General features: G+C 42.0%; 16 protein-coding genes. 3 read left to right on the forward strand and 13 right to left on the reverse strand.

The genetic code is table 11. The features are described 5' to 3' along the window. Positions 1-292 precede the first annotated feature (292 nt). On the forward strand, positions 293-898 hold the full coding sequence (locus ACK8P5_RS16880; protein ID WP_422657423.1) for a nitroreductase family protein: 606 nt from the start codon (positions 293-295) through the stop codon (positions 896-898). 97 nt (positions 899-995) lie between these two features. On the opposite strand, the gene ACK8P5_RS16885 is transcribed toward ACK8P5_RS16880, so the two are convergent. Together ACK8P5_RS16885 and ACK8P5_RS16890 are read right to left on the reverse strand one after the other, a co-directional pair. Next, positions 996-1,091 (reverse strand): sporulation protein YjcZ, encoded by a 96-nt coding sequence (locus ACK8P5_RS16885; protein ID WP_422657424.1) that lies wholly within the window; start codon positions 1,089-1,091, stop codon positions 996-998. 100 nt (positions 1,092-1,191) lie between these two features. Continuing rightward, a complete protein-coding gene (locus tag ACK8P5_RS16890) occupies positions 1,192-1,890 on the reverse strand; it encodes a nucleotidyltransferase domain-containing protein (RefSeq protein ID WP_422657425.1) in 699 nt (232 codons plus the stop codon). A 149-nt stretch (positions 1,891-2,039) separates the two neighbouring features. On the opposite strand from ACK8P5_RS16890, the gene ACK8P5_RS16895 reads away from it, so the two are divergent. Next, positions 2,040-2,762 (forward strand): class I SAM-dependent methyltransferase, encoded by a 723-nt coding sequence (locus ACK8P5_RS16895; protein WP_422657426.1) that lies wholly within the window; start codon positions 2,040-2,042, stop codon positions 2,760-2,762. Between the two features lie 182 nt (positions 2,763-2,944). Beyond that, positions 2,945-4,195, forward strand: a complete 1,251-nt coding sequence (locus ACK8P5_RS16900; protein ID WP_422657427.1) for a methyl-accepting chemotaxis protein — start codon at positions 2,945-2,947, stop codon at positions 4,193-4,195. 115 nt (positions 4,196-4,310) lie between these two features. Here ACK8P5_RS16900 and ACK8P5_RS16905 read toward each other — a convergent pair whose 3' ends face one another. The 11 genes from ACK8P5_RS16905 to ACK8P5_RS16955 all read right to left on the reverse strand — a co-directional run bounded on the left by ACK8P5_RS16905 (position 4,311) and on the right by ACK8P5_RS16955 (position 14,778). Next, on the reverse strand, positions 4,311-5,099 hold the full coding sequence (locus ACK8P5_RS16905) for a PhzF family phenazine biosynthesis protein (protein WP_422657428.1): 789 nt from the start codon (positions 5,097-5,099) through the stop codon (positions 4,311-4,313). A gap of 115 nt (positions 5,100-5,214) precedes the next feature. After that, the gene (locus ACK8P5_RS16910) at positions 5,215-5,670 is read right to left on the reverse strand and encodes an NUDIX hydrolase (protein WP_422657429.1); all 456 of its coding nucleotides are present in this window, start codon (positions 5,668-5,670) and stop codon (positions 5,215-5,217) included. 80 nt (positions 5,671-5,750) lie between these two features. Further along, entirely contained in the window at positions 5,751-6,638 is an 888-nt protein-coding gene (locus ACK8P5_RS16915; protein ID WP_422657430.1) for a serine/threonine protein kinase, read from the reverse strand. Positions 6,639-6,736: 98 nt separating this feature from the next. After that, positions 6,737-7,684: a hypothetical protein gene (locus ACK8P5_RS16920; RefSeq protein ID WP_422657431.1), complete on the reverse strand. Its 948-nt coding sequence runs from the start codon at positions 7,682-7,684 to the stop codon at positions 6,737-6,739. An 18-nt stretch (positions 7,685-7,702) separates the two neighbouring features. After that, on the reverse strand, positions 7,703-8,674 hold the full coding sequence (locus ACK8P5_RS16925) for a hypothetical protein (protein WP_422657432.1): 972 nt from the start codon (positions 8,672-8,674) through the stop codon (positions 7,703-7,705). A 67-nt stretch (positions 8,675-8,741) separates the two neighbouring features. Then, a complete protein-coding gene (locus ACK8P5_RS16930) occupies positions 8,742-9,647 on the reverse strand; it encodes a helix-turn-helix transcriptional regulator (RefSeq protein WP_422657433.1) in 906 nt (301 codons plus the stop codon). A 96-nt stretch (positions 9,648-9,743) separates the two neighbouring features. Continuing rightward, the gene (locus ACK8P5_RS16935) at positions 9,744-9,935 is read right to left on the reverse strand and encodes a hypothetical protein (RefSeq protein WP_422657434.1); all 192 of its coding nucleotides are present in this window, start codon (positions 9,933-9,935) and stop codon (positions 9,744-9,746) included. Between the two features lie 178 nt (positions 9,936-10,113). Further along, positions 10,114-11,517 (reverse strand): sulfatase, encoded by a 1,404-nt coding sequence (locus ACK8P5_RS16940; protein ID WP_422657435.1) that lies wholly within the window; start codon positions 11,515-11,517, stop codon positions 10,114-10,116. Between the two features lie 51 nt (positions 11,518-11,568). Beyond that, complete coding sequence (locus tag ACK8P5_RS16945; RefSeq protein ID WP_422657436.1) at positions 11,569-12,393, reverse strand: carbohydrate ABC transporter permease; 825 nt, start codon at positions 12,391-12,393, stop codon at positions 11,569-11,571. 1 nt (position 12,394) lies between these two features. Continuing rightward, on the reverse strand, positions 12,395-13,294 hold the full coding sequence (locus ACK8P5_RS16950) for a carbohydrate ABC transporter permease (RefSeq protein ID WP_422657437.1): 900 nt from the start codon (positions 13,292-13,294) through the stop codon (positions 12,395-12,397). Beyond that, positions 13,291-14,778 carry an ABC transporter substrate-binding protein gene (locus tag ACK8P5_RS16955; RefSeq protein ID WP_422657438.1) on the reverse strand — a complete coding sequence of 496 codons (1,488 nt, stop codon included), beginning with the start codon at positions 14,776-14,778 and terminating at the stop codon, positions 13,291-13,293. The genes ACK8P5_RS16950 and ACK8P5_RS16955 overlap by 4 nt, the downstream gene beginning before the upstream one ends. Between the last annotated feature and the right edge of the window lie 72 nt (positions 14,779-14,850).

Consider the following 14,850-nt stretch of genomic DNA (forward strand, 5'->3'; position numbering starts at 1 on the left):
CATAATATGTACACTTGTTCACTAAATGTTCATATAATTCGGTTTCTTTCATTAAAACATCATCCAATCATCATGCCTGTTTAATGAATTGAGAAAATGAATAATTTCCCTTGACAAGACATTCTATAATATACTAAGATACTAACATATTAATCATCACTAACTATTAGTGAGTTAATAAGCATAAAATTAGCATGAGATCGAGCTTTGAAAGCATCAATGCATAATCCGAGATATTCGGACAACCTTATATCAGTGTGCATGCAAAAACAATTTCAGGAGGTATAATACCATGTCAACAGATTTCAACACAGCTCTTAAGAATCGCCGCTCTTATTACGCGATCAGTAAAGATCCTGTTATTTCCGATGATCGTATTCAAGAAATCGTTAACGATGCTGTAAAACATACTCCATCCTCTTTTAATTCCCAGAGCGCTCGCGTCTTAGTTCTTCTTGGAGAACAACATGATAAACTGTGGAACCTCACAGAAGAAGTACTTCGAGAAGTTGTTGGTGGAAGTGATGAAAAGTTCTCTTCTACAGCACAGAAAATGGCTGGGTTCCGTGCAGGGTACGGTACAGTTCTGTTCTTCGAAGACAGCAGTGTCATAGCAAACTTACAAGAAAATTTCGCTTTATATGCGGATAACTTCCCGATCTGGTCTCTTCAATCATCCGGTATGCTTCAGTTTGTTGTCTGGACAGCGCTTGAGGCAGAAGGACTTGGTGCTTCCTTGCAGCACTATAACCCACTGATTGACGAAAAAGTTAGACTTGAGTGGAACCTTCCTGAGAGCTGGAAACTGCTGGCTCAAATGCCTTTCGGTAAGCCAACGGCTGAACCAGGAGAGAAAGAATTCCAACCTCTCGAAGATCGCGTGAAAATTTTCAAATAAATTTAATTTCTTCTATATAGTAATGAATCGGTAATTGCAAAGCCCAGCCTATAAATAGGCCGGGCTTTTGTAATTATTTATGGTTTATTAAGCTAGACTACACCCAAACAGCAAGAATAATTACGAGCAGGATATAAAGAACCAAAACAATACCTACTGTGTTACCCCATCCGCCACCATATACTTCGCTCATTGAGAATCCCTCCTGAGTTTTAATATCGTGTGATCTGATCACAATACTAATGTATTGCGGCGAACCGTTTTGTGTAACGGCATTTATCCCTATATGATATTTACTCCTCATGTCCGATCAAATAAGGTCCTCCAAACGGCTTTAATAACTTCTCCGTTAGCTCAAGAAGAGATGACTTGTCTTTATGAACATACAATAACCGCAACGACCTCTCCAAATCAGCAGCTACCCGAGAGTCATGCATTAACAGTAAGCGAAATAACGTCTTCCCCTCCCCAATCCACTGGCGGTTTGCTCTTAGCACAAACTCACATAACAAAATAGTCATCTTCTGAGCAATAAACCACTGCTCGACCACCATGTCCGATCCTTTTAAGTCCATCATAAATTCAGTAATGACATAACGGTTAACATCAATATCATAGGAAGTAAGCGGCAGCGGCCCCCCTTCCAGATCACTCTTCGCTTCTTCACGAATCTTATCTCCCACGGTGCTGGTACATATAACTATTCCCTCTACAATAATTCTCTGCAAAGTCGGATTAGCAGCGATTACGCCCACATCAAATTGTTCCCGATAATCTAATGGGTTTAAGAAAAACAATTCAACGACCCAACCATAAGCCCCCACCGTTTTCCGAGTCAAACCTTCGGTGCTGTCATCTACAACCAGAATATCAAGGTCTGAATGTTCGTTATGTTCTCCTCTACTCGCACTTCCACCTAATACGGCCAGTAAACAAGCTGAATAATCCCGTAGGATCAGTTGTCGTGCTGCTACAATTGGCTCAGTTCTCACACAAGGTTCCTCCAAAAATGATCTTCTTTACTTCAAAAAAACGGGCTCAAATTATTAAATTCAGCAAAACCCCAAACGTACCTGAAACATATGCTAAATAACGAAGACTGTTTACACCGAATAAGGGAAGAATTGGGGGACCTAAATACATGAATTACATCAATATGCTATCTAAATTAGGAATGGGTAGTGCCCATCCTGGTGGATTCGAAGCAACACTACGTTTATTTCGAAACGAACCGATTGCTCCGAACAGTCGGATTCTGGAGGTCGGTTGTGGTACGGGAAGAACCGCCTGCTATTTGACGGAAATAGGGTATAACGTAACGGCCATTGATTTACATGAGAACATGCTTAAGAAAGCCCAAGTAAGAGCTGAAGCTATGGGGCTCAACATCAACTTTCTTAAAGCGGACGTTTGTGCGTTACCATTTGAAGATGAACAATTTGATCTTGTCATCGCGGAATCAGTCACTGTGTTCACAAATGCTTCAGAATCTTTATCTGAATATTGCAGAGTATTAGCTAAGGGAGGTACGCTCTACGACCGTGAATTATTATTAGACAAACCAATGCCATCGGATCATAAGAAGGAGCTGGAGAATTTTTTTGGGATCCCTCGCCTAATGGACCGTGAAGAATGGCATACACGTCTTATAGAGAGTGGGTTCTCACATGAGGAAGCACTGGAATATAATCATTTCACAGATCAAATGAAGCAAGAACAAACCCGTCACGTGGATACACTTGAACGCCGAGATGAAGGTGCTTTGCTTGATATGAACTTATGGGAAACGCTATTTCAACATGACAAAATGATACTGAACAACGCTGATTTCTTAGCATCTGCATTATTTAAGGCTATAAAGTAAGTAGGTTAATCATTCAGAGGGTGCAAGGTGCTCTGTTACCTGCACTCTTTCTGATCCATTTGTATTTATAGATCATTTGAACCACTTTTCGACAATGAACATAATTCTTTATATCTACTTTTGTCGAGCGATGTTATAATGATGGTAAAAATATCCTATGTCAAAGGGAGGAAGTCAATCAAATGTCGTGGTTTAATAAACTGCCGATCTCCAGTAAAATAACTGCCGCATGTTACATGGTTGCTCTGCTGTTTGCTGTTCCAATGCTGCTCACGTTAATACTACTTGGGAAAAGCTTAATTGGAATCTTGCTCGTCTCCTTACTCGCAATTCTTACATACCCTCTTTCACGCGTTGTTCAGAATGCGCTTACACACTCTTTTGCGGATATATCTAATGTTTCATCTAAGATTGCTAAAGGAGACTTCACTTTTAAAGTCGAAGAGGTCGGAGGCATGACAGATCTAAGCCGCACTTTTAACAGTATGGTGGATAGGCTTCGTAAAATCTTGCAAGAAACATCAGAGATCACACGACAAGTTATGAATTCCAGCCGAGATATAACGAATAAGAACCATGATCTCATTCAGGTAATGAACCAGGTTTCATTATCATCCAATGAACTCGCTTTGGGGGCCAATGAAATCTCTGAAGGGGTGTCCGAAATGACAGGCTCCATTCGCGAAATTGAACTAAAAGTCAGCAACTATACCGATTCGACTAAAGTAATGAACCAGCGTTCCCAGGAAACCCTCAATTTAGTGGAACAGGGACGAGTATCTGTTGCAAACCAGTCTGCCGGTATGCAAAGAAACATTGAAGCCACTGAAAAAGTTGCAGATTCAATTGAAGCACTCGCTAAGAATGCGAAGGGGATATCCAAAATCACCGAAACGATTTCAGAACTCGCTGAGCAGACCAATCTCCTCTCCCTAAATGCTTCTATAGAAGCCGCAAGAGCTGGAGAACATGGTGCTGGATTTGCCGTTGTCGCTCAAGAAGTACGTAAACTTGCCGAAGAATCGACTTCATCTACTCGTGAAGTATTCAGCTTAGTACGTAGCATTGAGCATGATGTTAAACTTGCAGGCCAGAATATAAAGATCAATGAAGAGGTAGTACGTCAACAAACCGAAATGATTCAAGAAGCAGAACAAATTTTTCTGCAGATCGTTAACAGCGTCCAATACATAACAGAGCAAATTTCTGCCTTCTCCGAGGAAAGTGACGCCATGCTGGAAAGCGCACAAAATATATCCACTGCCATACAGAATATATCTGCCATTACTCAGGAATCTGCGGCGGGAACAGAGCAGGTGTCCGCATCCATGAATGAAGGAATTAATTCGATCCAAAAAGTAGCTGATGAAGCAAATGCCATGACAGATGCTGTATTCCAGTTGCAGAAGACAATTAATATATTTAAGTTTTAAAAGTTAATATTATAATATAAACAGATCACCCTATATTCAGGGTGATCTGTTTATATACTCTGATATCTCAGAAATCATTCTTTCATCCATTTCCTCGGAAATAATTAAATGTACATTAATGTTCTGATGATAACTCTCCAATTAAAGTCGTCACAGCTTGACCCTCAATGATGACTCTCTCCGGATTCAACTTCAACTTAAGGATTCCTCCACGTGCTGAAATCTGCTCTGCAATCAATTCATCTTTACTCAATCTCTGCTGCCAGAAGGTGCCGAGACAGCAATGTGCAGAACCCGTGACTGGATCTTCATTGACCCCTAGAGCCGGATAGAAACATCTAGACACAAAATCAACACCTTCGCGATCACACTTACTCGTTACGATAACACCTCTAGCATCAAGCATTTTCCAAGCCGAGAAATCGGGATCTAGGTTCCTTACATCTTCTTCATGTTCTAATTCAACGATGTAATCTAATCTGTTTTTCCCTACATATTTATAATTAGTTCTAAGACCATCAGTAAGATGCTTTGGTGGAATGCAAGGTTTCTCGGCTTCTATAGGGAAGTTCATCTGAATCCAATCACGATCTTGTGACACAGTCAACAATCCACTTTTAGTCGTGAATTGCAAGTTTGGCTCATTACAGTAATGCTGTTCCCACAAAATATGAGCGCTAGCTAAAGTAGCATGACCACATAGATCTACCTCTGCCTTTGGGGTAAACCATCTCAATTGATAAGAGTCATCCTGCTTTATTAAAAAAGCCGTTTCTGATAAATTCATTTCGTTTGCAACTTTTTGCATCCATTCTTCAGTCTTTGCATCCTCTAGAATACAAACGGCCGCAGGATTACCTTGATAGGGAACGGCTGCAAATGCATCCACAATGTATATTTTCATAGGCTCATCCTCTTCTCTCACCATGATCAAATGGTGCTTAGCAAAATTCAACTTGGATATCTACTTATTAAACGATTCCTATCCATTGAATCTAGATTAACCCAGTTAAGCCGAATTAATCTTGATATTCCTCCTGCTCTTCAGGTAAAAACTGCTCTGTAACCATCTCTACAAAAGGAGTCAAAGGAATGAACTTCAACTTTTCAAGTGGTATCCACTCCGCCCCAAGTGAATCTTGTTGATCTCCCTCTCTCTTAATTGGAGCTCTCACATCGTCTATATTCACTTCATAAATAAGGCCAATATGGTGCATTTCCTCCAGTTCGCCTTCGGTGTATTCATAAACTATGGTACATGAAACAGCCGTCTTCATAGTTCCATGGATTCCAGACAATCCGGTCTCTTCCAAAAATTCGCGCTTTAACGTCTGCTCAGGCTCTTCCCCAAATTCAATGGCTCCCCCAGGTAAATCCCATTTCCCTAGATAGGGTCCCCTTGCTTTACGAATTAATAGAATTCGATCCTCATGAATTAGAACACCGTAAACTCCAAGATGTGTATATTTCTCCATTATACTCACAACCTTTTATCTGAAAGTCTTCCCTAGTCTAACATTGGTAGATCCTTATATTCCAGCAGACAGCACTAAGCTTATGGTTCCAACACTTCTGAACAACCATCTGTAAAACGGGCAACAAACTCAGCTACACTTGTAAAGCGATTCACTCGATCTGGACTAACTGCTTTCAACGCGATCTTATGTAATTCATTCCCCGCATCCCATCTCTCCAATGAGCGATCTCGTTCGCCTCCAAGTAGACTAAAAGCAATGGCACCCATATTAAATACATTGGTTATACTGTCAATAGGCGCGCCTAACTCAAACTCTTCCGGTGACATAAACCGCGACGAGCCCCAAAGTCTGCCCATCGTATTATAAAATGGCTTTCGTTGATACAAATCTATATCGCATACACGTACAAGGTGTTGATTGAAATCGTACAAGATGCTACCGTCATAAAAGTCTAAGGCCACATAGCCGCACTGTTCAACCTGAACATGGAAATCGAATATTTCATTCAGTGCTTGTAGTCTTTGAGCTACCGATAACTGTTTAAACCGGAAGTATGGGGAATTAGGATGAATATATTTCTCCGGGGGAGGATAGGTCTCATGAGGATGAAGGTTCTCACCATCAAACCATTCGAATTCTGCGACATATCCGTTTCCAGCAGGATAATGGTTCAGAAGTTTGATTAAAGAGGGATGGCTGAGTTCATCGTACAAGAGAACTGCTTCTTTTAGCCGAGTCACGGCATCATCCGTTTCTCCTCTATATTCCGTAGTCTTTGCACCTGCATACTTAATAAACTTTCTTCCTTGATCTTGAGTTTCTATACCAAAGCTGATATTACCTGAGTCCTGTTGAGCAAACACTTGAAAGATACGCCCTTGATTCTCAATCCAGCTAAAATCATGAAACTCCTGCAGAGGAAAAGACACCTTCCCCAAACGTATCTCTACATAAGAATCACTCATCCTATACACCCCTTTAGGCAAAAAAATAGACCGCTCTCACCAGGAAAACGGTCTTTACATCACTTGATTTGCAATCCTATTATAGGCGAATATTCTAACTATCTCAATCCAAGATCATCAAATCGATTATGCACATCTTCTGTAAATAACTTTCTTAATTCCTCAATGGCCATCGCTTCATACTGTTGTGCATTCTTAAATAGAGGTATCAGCAACTTGCCATCCTCATTAGTTCTACTAACTATGACATCAAATAAATCTGCTACGTGAGCATACAGTTCAGATACCCTAGTGCACGGTGGCCAAATATGTTGCAATGAGGACAGGTAACGAGCGGAATCCCGCTTAGCTGCACCATAACAACGAAACGTTTCAAATGCTCCATCGTGATCATAATCACCACTTGCTAGAGCTTCTACGATGGCATCATATGCCGCTCTACCACAAGCATAATCGTTCTGTGGAAGTAGCACATCGTGAGTTTCCCACTTGCTTACCGCCTGCATCAGCGATTCCTTGTACACTTCGTAACGGTCCAGTTGGATTTTCCCTTCATAGAGTTGATAGTACCAGTAAGGTGATTCATTTCGTCCGAAATCTTCATATTTTAAACTTTGAAGCTGTTCACTTGAACCATTACAATATAGCAGCACTCCCTGCTCATCATCGTATCCGGAGACGACAACAAATGAATCCTTCCAGATCATAGCCCCTGTTCCTTGACGAATGGACTGTTTGATGATGTGAACTGCTTGTTTTTGATACAAAGGAAAGGTAGGTTGAAATGAATATCCTGCATGCTGGGACGTCTTAACTCCTAGAAGATCAGCAGCTACGAAATGCTCTGCCATCCAGTTATAAGCTGTTGATGATTCAACAGTTAACCTCCGGTTTACAGTAAATCGAAATGACATGGCTGTCATACCAGCCATAAGTTCCTTGGAGCATGCTATCCAATCTTTAGATGTAAGAATGGCATGAAATGCATCTATATAGGAATAAGATTCGATCTTCATAGTTAAGCCAGTCAAAATAATCTGGTCCATCTGAATGTGTCCTTTCAATTATCTAACCATATGTGCTCCCCACCGAGGGATTATGCTACGCTTGGGATCAGGATGCTGTGCTATGATGGCTTTAAAACTGTTCATTGCCTGTTCTTCAAGTCCTTTAGACACTTGTAGATGTTCACATATTAGTGGAATATGTTCCTTATCAATCCTTCTTCCGCTTGTCGTTTCAATACAGTATCTAGCCTTTCCTTCCTCCAAGAGTTGCACAAGTTGTGAATAAATCTTATAAGCTTCCTGGAGGTCATGCCAGATCTCCTTGGCCTCTCTCAAATAATCACATATCTCATTCCTCGAATATATATAAGATTCCAATATATAAACCGCACCCGTCTCATCGTAATTGCCACACTTTAGTCCACCTACTAAAAAATCATAGGCAAGTCGTCCAGAAGCAATATCTGTGGAAGGGAGAGTCTTATATGGGGTATCCCAATCTTCAACTGCAAGTCGCATGGACTCTAATATCATATCTTGTATAGCGACATCTACCTTATCTCCTATAAACTGAATATACCAAAAAGGAGTACTGTTTAGACCAAAATTGTCGTAGAGTACGATTCGATCCCCATATGAGATCCCATCTTGAATAAAGAAGACGCCATCTTCATCATCATACCCACGAATAACGCCGAATTCCGGTAACCAATATATCACACCCTTACCTTGATCAAGGCTTTCTTTTACCCACTGAATAGCATCCTTCTGATAACTCTGCGATGTTGGATGCCTTGTGAACCCTCCATCAGTTATTGTAAGTATTCCGAGATTATCCACTGCAGGCCAGTGCTCAATTCCCCATTGACCGTAGGCTGTCACAGACATCGAAAGTAGTTGCTTATGCACAGTGAATTTAAATGCCATACCTGTAAGACCAGATAGCATGTACTTCGGTCCATCGAACAGCTCAGACGCTGAAAGAATGGCGTAGAGACTATCTACAAAGGATTTCGATTCTCGCTTCATTGAAATATCGTTCAAGTACACTTCTGACATGCCTTTACCTTGTACCTTTCCATATTTATTAAGATATTCATCCAAGTGAATTCAATTGTTCGATTAGTGTCTCACAACGAGTTCGCAGCTTTCCTCTCAACCATTTCGGGTTAATTATTACTGACCATTCGTCCATATGGAGCATTAGATCCTGTACAAACTGCTCAATATCGTAGAATTCGATCTTATATACCTTGGGTTCTATTTCCTTATAAGAGTAGCCATACCATGAATCTACAGATAATAGTTGCTTCATCTTAACCGTTGCCTGAAATGGCTTAGATCTTGACTGAAGTACCCGCTCGTTAAAAGACTCGCTGGTGATTCCGCACACTTGCTCCTTCGTTATTCTTAAATGCAAAATCCGGTCTAAACGAAGTTCGATCTCAGCCTGCTGCTCAAAATCATGGACACGCACATAGTCCGCACTAAACTTAGATAAAAGTGCAAGGGGACAGACCCTTAGAGAGCTCTCGTTATACTCTTCTCTATATTTGATATGTACGATGAGTGAGTCACGAATGGCATGGGACAGTTGTTCAAAATATTGTAGAGTCTGAGCACTCACATGAAATACTGGAAGACGGTAATTCTCCTTCATCTGCTCTTCTGTAAACCGACCTAGTAAGTGTGCCACCCGCTGAACGGAAGCAGAGTTCTCATAATCGTAGTTTCTGTAACGATGAATAAGATAGTTAAGGACACTTTTCTCTTCTTCCGTCATATATAGCAGGGGTAGCAGATACGTTTTATCTTCATAGCAATAGCCCCTTTTTTTCGCAACATAGGTGAGGGGAGCTCGTAAGGACATTTCCATGTACTCAATGTCACGCTGCGCCTGACGCATAGAGATTTCAAATTCAAGCGATAATAACCGGCTGTTAGGGTATTTCCCATCTCGAATCTGCTGATCGAACCATTGTATTCTATGAACATTACTCATGCTTTCTTGTCAACTCCCCCTCGACCGTCTTGGAACGAACATTAAACGCCCGCTCCCTATAAGGGAACGGGCGAGCGCTTGACCTAGCTGCTATGTTCAGCTAGCTGTTATGGCATCTATCTTCGATTGCGGCGCCTTATCACACCGTTTGCATACTTTAACAGTAATGCCATCGGCTTTTGTCCGAGGATATAGCAGCTTAATTCGTGTGCTGCAACAGACGGGACAGGTGCCTCTTCCTCGAGAAGGTAAATGCCAGAGCGAGCGCCCTCTTTTTGGCTTGGACATCTTTTTCTAACCTCTTTTCAACTAATATCTATCTTAGAGTGACTTCCTTATAATGGGAAGCACTTTTATTGTATTACACATGGTACGACATAAAATGTCGTATCAGTTGACGATCAGATTAGATTAAGGAAGTTTCAGACAACGAAAAAGAAGCCCTACAAAGGGGCTTCTCGCATATTTAAACTCTAACCTCTTCTTCAATCACTGCATATTCCTTGGCGTGGAACGGGCCACCTTCCTTCATCACCGTCCACAGTGGATCGACATCATACTCCATAGTAGACATCATCTCGTCATGCCATTCGTTAAGCAGGTAAACCGCCTGCATGCAAACATCACGACGCTCTTCAGCAAGATTATACTGCTCATACGGATCATCTTGTAGATTAAACAGCATCTCTTTAGGGAATCCATGATGCCCATCATGATAGGAACGAATGTACAGGTATTCTCCAAAACGGACGCTTCGTTGGCACACATGAGCACATTGCGACACAACTAGATAGTCTCTACCTGTATCTAAACCGGATGTAACTGAATCCGCATAGCTTATTCCGTCCCAATCCTTCGACTTTGGAGCACCAATAAGATCGGCAAGTGTCGGAGCAAGGTCTAGATGGTAATGAAGTCCCTCGTCTACCGTCCCCTGATTTCCACCATCCGGCCAGCGAATAATCATGGGAATTCGGCAAGTTCCCTGATCTGCAGTTCCATGTTCGGAATAGATCCCAAGTTCGCCCATGTTCTCTGCGTGATCTGCACTAACGAGAATAGCCGTATCTTCCAATATCCCGAGCTCTTCCAGCTTATTAAGTACCTGACCAATATGATCATCCATATAACGGATGGCGCAATCATAATTATCAATGATCGTCCGAAGGTCATTATATTGCTCGATCTGGGTGCCATGCCGCTGATGTCTGAAATAATGTGTCTTCGCAAGCTTATTCATATCCTCTATACTATGTTGGCCTTTCTTCTGTTTATGAAGCTGGAACACATCCTCCGTAATCCATTCCGGCATCGGATCGTTCGCAAAAGGATTACCTAGTTCATCCGGTGTTCGATAAGGGGTATGTGGATCCCAAAAATTCAAATGCAGGAACCAGTCCTCATTATCTGCGTTATCATTTAACCACTTAAGAGCAATAGGCAACACCTGCTCAGCCGTTTCATGCCCCTGTCCACCATTATTAAAAATCTCATTGAATCCAGCATTAAAAGTCCATACGGAATGTCTTTCAGCAAATGTACTAATTGAAGCGGTCTTATAACCTTTCTTCCGGAACATACCCGGAAGACTTTCCGAGCGCAGACGATCTCCGAAGCTACGGGACGCTCCTTCACGTCTCATATCCGCAGCTGTACCCCCATGCCCTACAACTCCGTTATGAATTCCGAATTTGCCAGACATAAGCGCCGTTCTAGACGGCATACAAGGAGCATCGGAGCAATAATAATTCGTAAAGCGCACACTTTTCTCTGCTATACGATCAATATGTGGAGATGTATTCCGATGATATCCGTAACATCCCAAGTGATCTGGGCGTAATGAATCTAAATCCAAATAAAGAATTCTCATAATTATATACCTGCCTTTGATGTTTGATAATTTCGCTAGTAAACGATGAAGTTAACCTTTCACAGCTCCGGCTATTCCATCGACAAAGTAACGCTGAAGGAATAAGAACACGATAATAATCGGAAGAATTGCAATGGTTCCCCCTGCCGCAATCCCAGTCCAATCCACTACATTTTCGCCACGAAGTGCATATAAACCGACAGCTAAAGGACGCAGATCTGGCTTACTCAGTGTTAATATCAATGGAACCATAAAGGAATTCCAAGACCAAATAAATTGCATAATGGTGACACTACCCACAATCGGTTTAGACAGCGGCAGCATGATCGAGGCGAAAGTTCTAAAAAAACCACTGCCATCCATGATTGAAGCTTCCTCAAGCTCCTTCGGAATTTGTCCGAAGAACGTGGCGAATAACAAAATGAATATAATATGAACCCCGCCAGCCTCTGCCAATATAACACCCATGAGGTTATTCAGAAGTCCCATGTTCTTAATCAGATCATAGATCGGAATAATGGCAAACTCCATCGGAACGAACATACTCGCTACGAGAAGTCCCATGACGATCTTCTTCCCTTTAAACACATATCTACCTAGCACGTATCCGCAAGTCGCCGTAGCCACAAGCACAATAAGAATGGTGCTGATCGACAGAATAACACTGTTCAAAAAATACCGTTCGAAATTGGCTTCATTCCAAGCACGAATTAAATTCTCCATGCTCGGGCTGCTCGGAATGAGTTTCAGACCATTCGTAAAGAACTCACTTTGAGTTTTAAACGAAGCCGATACCATCCATAAGAACGGGTAAATCCAAGCGATGCAAAATGCGATCATGACGGCATGGAACAAGCTATTTTTCAGTATCCTCATCTTATTTACCACGACCTTTAATTCGCTTATTGAGCACAGATTGGATAATCGCAAGTACACTAATCGTTATGGCGAAGAAAATACCGGCTGCCGATGCATAACCGAGCTGCGGAAGACCCATCTCACTGGAGAACGCATATCGGTAAATATACGTGGATACAACATCCGTAGCAAAGAACGGTCCACCGTTTGTCATCGTCTTGATTAAATCGAACACTTTTAATGAATTGACAACATTCAGAAGTAGAATCACCGCACCGATAGGTACTAGGAGTGGAACCGTAATATGAAAGAACAGCTTCGTCCCTCTAGCACCGTCTACTTCTGCCGCTTCATACAGATCTTTAGGTATACCTTGTAACCCTGCTAGCCAATAAATCATATTAATACCGAGATTCTTCCATACGGAGATCAGGATGACCGTGAACATTGACCACTTGGCATCACCCAGCCAATTGATTGGTGCGTCGAGCAGTCCGATTTTCACAAGTGCATCGTTAACCGCCCCATCACTTCCCCAGATGAAGACCATAATAATCCCGACGATTGAGGTGGTTGTCACAACAGGCAAGAAGATCAGTGTACGATAAATACTTGCACCTTTCAGACGAGGACGATTAAGAATTACCGCCAGTATTAATGGGACAAATAAATGAAGAGGTACAACACCGAGCATAAATACAAAACTATTTTTGTAGGCATTCCAGAAATAAGGATCTTTTGCAACATTGATGAAATTCTGCAACCCGACATAGGAGGAATCAGACGTAAGTCCTGACCAATCACGTGTTGCATAGAACAGGCTGGCCACAATTGGCCAGCCCTGAAACATAACAAACAGAGCTAAAGTAGGAAATAAGAATATCCAGCACCACAGTTCAACTTTTCTTTTTGCAATCATGGCAACGCCTTATAATCTTCCGCCGTATACGGTTTGTCTGAACTCCAGTTCGGGAAGACAAAATCATTCTTATCGACATTAGCTCCCTCAGATTTGGCTTGTGCGATCGCCGCATCAAGTGCTTTGTCAATGCCATCTGACAATTGTTTAAGTGGAGCTTCTGGATCATTCAGTGCACCTGCTACAACACCTTGAAGGATATCTCCGATGCCTGGCTGAACATCTTTGAAATTCGCATACACGGAAGCCAGTTCAGGGTTTCTAATCTGTGGACTTGGCACCAAACGTGACATATCCTGAGCAATATCATAATACTGTTTGAACTGTGGAATTTCCGAAGCGCTTTCATTTACATCTTTTAGAATCGAGAAACGATCGCCCGCTTTAACCAGGACAGATTGATAATCCTTACTGAAGTATTCCTTCAGATATAGTGCAGCCTCTTCTGGGTGCTTAGAAGTTTTAGACAATCCAATCCATGGACCGAAGTTTGCTCTAGGTAAGTAGCCCTTTTGCCCGTCATCCGGTACGGGAGGAGCCATTACACCAAAATCAAGATTCGGGTTGTCGCGCTTCCATACACCGATCGACCATTCGCCCTGGAGAATGAAACCTGCTTGACCTTCGCCAAACAACGCCCTGGCTTCTGGTGCAGAAATACTCATCGTTTTCGGATGAAAGCTTCCGTCATCCTTAATCCCTTTGAATAAATTCATGACATCCATAACGGGCTTCGAATCATAATTCGCATCATTCGTAATCAGACTAATCGGTGAGTGTGGATTCAGTCCACTTCCACCAAGCGCTGACCAATCCACCGCTGCTAACTTAAAGCGACCGATTTGTTTACCGCCTTCAATCATACCGAAGGCTTTACCATTGCCAGCTTCCGTAATTTTCTTAGCAGCCTCTCTAAATTCCGTATACGTTTTTGGAGGATTCTCCGGATCAAGCCCGGCATCCTTGAATAATTGCTTGTTATAAAAAACGAGTGTACTCGGAACGCTTGTCAAAGCCGGAATAGAATAAATCTTGCCATCCAGCATTGTAGAACCTTCAACGAATATTCCATCTACAAACTGATTCTTAAACTCATCATCGAGATACGGGTCGAGTGGCTGATACCATTCTCCTTTTACAGCCATGCTGAGAGACATATTAGCGGGTATCGGAAACAGATCTGGTGCGTCTCCTGATTTAATAGCCGTGGTAATCGTATTTTGGAATTGATCGACAGTTAATAGGGTGTATTCAATCTTGATGTTCGGATACTTGGCTTCAAAATCTTGTATAAATTTCTCACGGTATGGCTTCTCGCTGTCCGCCCAGTCCATGACACGAAGAACCACTTTGTCACCGTCTTTGCTACCGCTATTTCCATCCACTTCGGATTTACCGCTATCAGAACTAGCACAAGCCGTAGCGGCGAGAACATTAATCACAGCCAGACAAACCAATCCAAACGTCTTTAATTTCTTTATCATTGATATCCCCCTAGTATTCGATTTTTCCAAGTCTCTAGTAGCATGGTGTGAAAACGCTAACAACACCTCCCT

This window comes from Paenibacillus sp. EC2-1 (genome assembly GCF_049311625.1).
Taxonomy (GTDB): domain Bacteria; phylum Bacillota; class Bacilli; order Paenibacillales; family Paenibacillaceae; genus Paenibacillus_AQ.

Bases quoted from the DNA above. Each gene is read 5' to 3' on its own strand.
- ACK8P5_RS16880 (WP_422657423.1), top strand. From the start codon at position 293: ATGTCAACAGATTTCAACACAGCTCTTAAGAATCGCCGCTCTTATTAC.
- ACK8P5_RS16885 (WP_422657424.1), bottom strand. From the start codon at position 1,091: ATGAGCGAAGTATATGGTGGCGGATGGGGTAACACAGTAGGTATTGTT.
- ACK8P5_RS16895 (WP_422657426.1), top strand. From the start codon at position 2,040: ATGAATTACATCAATATGCTATCTAAATTAGGAATGGGTAGTGCCCAT.
- ACK8P5_RS16900 (WP_422657427.1), top strand. From the start codon at position 2,945: ATGTCGTGGTTTAATAAACTGCCGATCTCCAGTAAAATAACTGCCGCA.
- ACK8P5_RS16905 (WP_422657428.1), bottom strand. From the start codon at position 5,099: ATGAAAATATACATTGTGGATGCATTTGCAGCCGTTCCCTATCAAGGT.
- ACK8P5_RS16910 (WP_422657429.1), bottom strand. From the start codon at position 5,670: ATGGAGAAATATACACATCTTGGAGTTTACGGTGTTCTAATTCATGAG.
- ACK8P5_RS16915 (WP_422657430.1), bottom strand. From the start codon at position 6,638: ATGAGTGATTCTTATGTAGAGATACGTTTGGGGAAGGTGTCTTTTCCT.
- ACK8P5_RS16920 (WP_422657431.1), bottom strand. From the start codon at position 7,684: ATGGACCAGATTATTTTGACTGGCTTAACTATGAAGATCGAATCTTAT.
- ACK8P5_RS16925 (WP_422657432.1), bottom strand. From the start codon at position 8,674: ATGAAGCGAGAATCGAAATCCTTTGTAGATAGTCTCTACGCCATTCTT.
- ACK8P5_RS16930 (WP_422657433.1), bottom strand. From the start codon at position 9,647: ATGAGTAATGTTCATAGAATACAATGGTTCGATCAGCAGATTCGAGAT.
- ACK8P5_RS16935 (WP_422657434.1), bottom strand. From the start codon at position 9,935: ATGTCCAAGCCAAAAAGAGGGCGCTCGCTCTGGCATTTACCTTCTCGA.
- ACK8P5_RS16940 (WP_422657435.1), bottom strand. From the start codon at position 11,517: ATGAGAATTCTTTATTTGGATTTAGATTCATTACGCCCAGATCACTTG.
- ACK8P5_RS16945 (WP_422657436.1), bottom strand. From the start codon at position 12,393: ATGAGGATACTGAAAAATAGCTTGTTCCATGCCGTCATGATCGCATTT.
- ACK8P5_RS16950 (WP_422657437.1), bottom strand. From the start codon at position 13,294: ATGATTGCAAAAAGAAAAGTTGAACTGTGGTGCTGGATATTCTTATTT.
- ACK8P5_RS16955 (WP_422657438.1), bottom strand. From the start codon at position 14,778: ATGATAAAGAAATTAAAGACGTTTGGATTGGTTTGTCTGGCTGTGATT.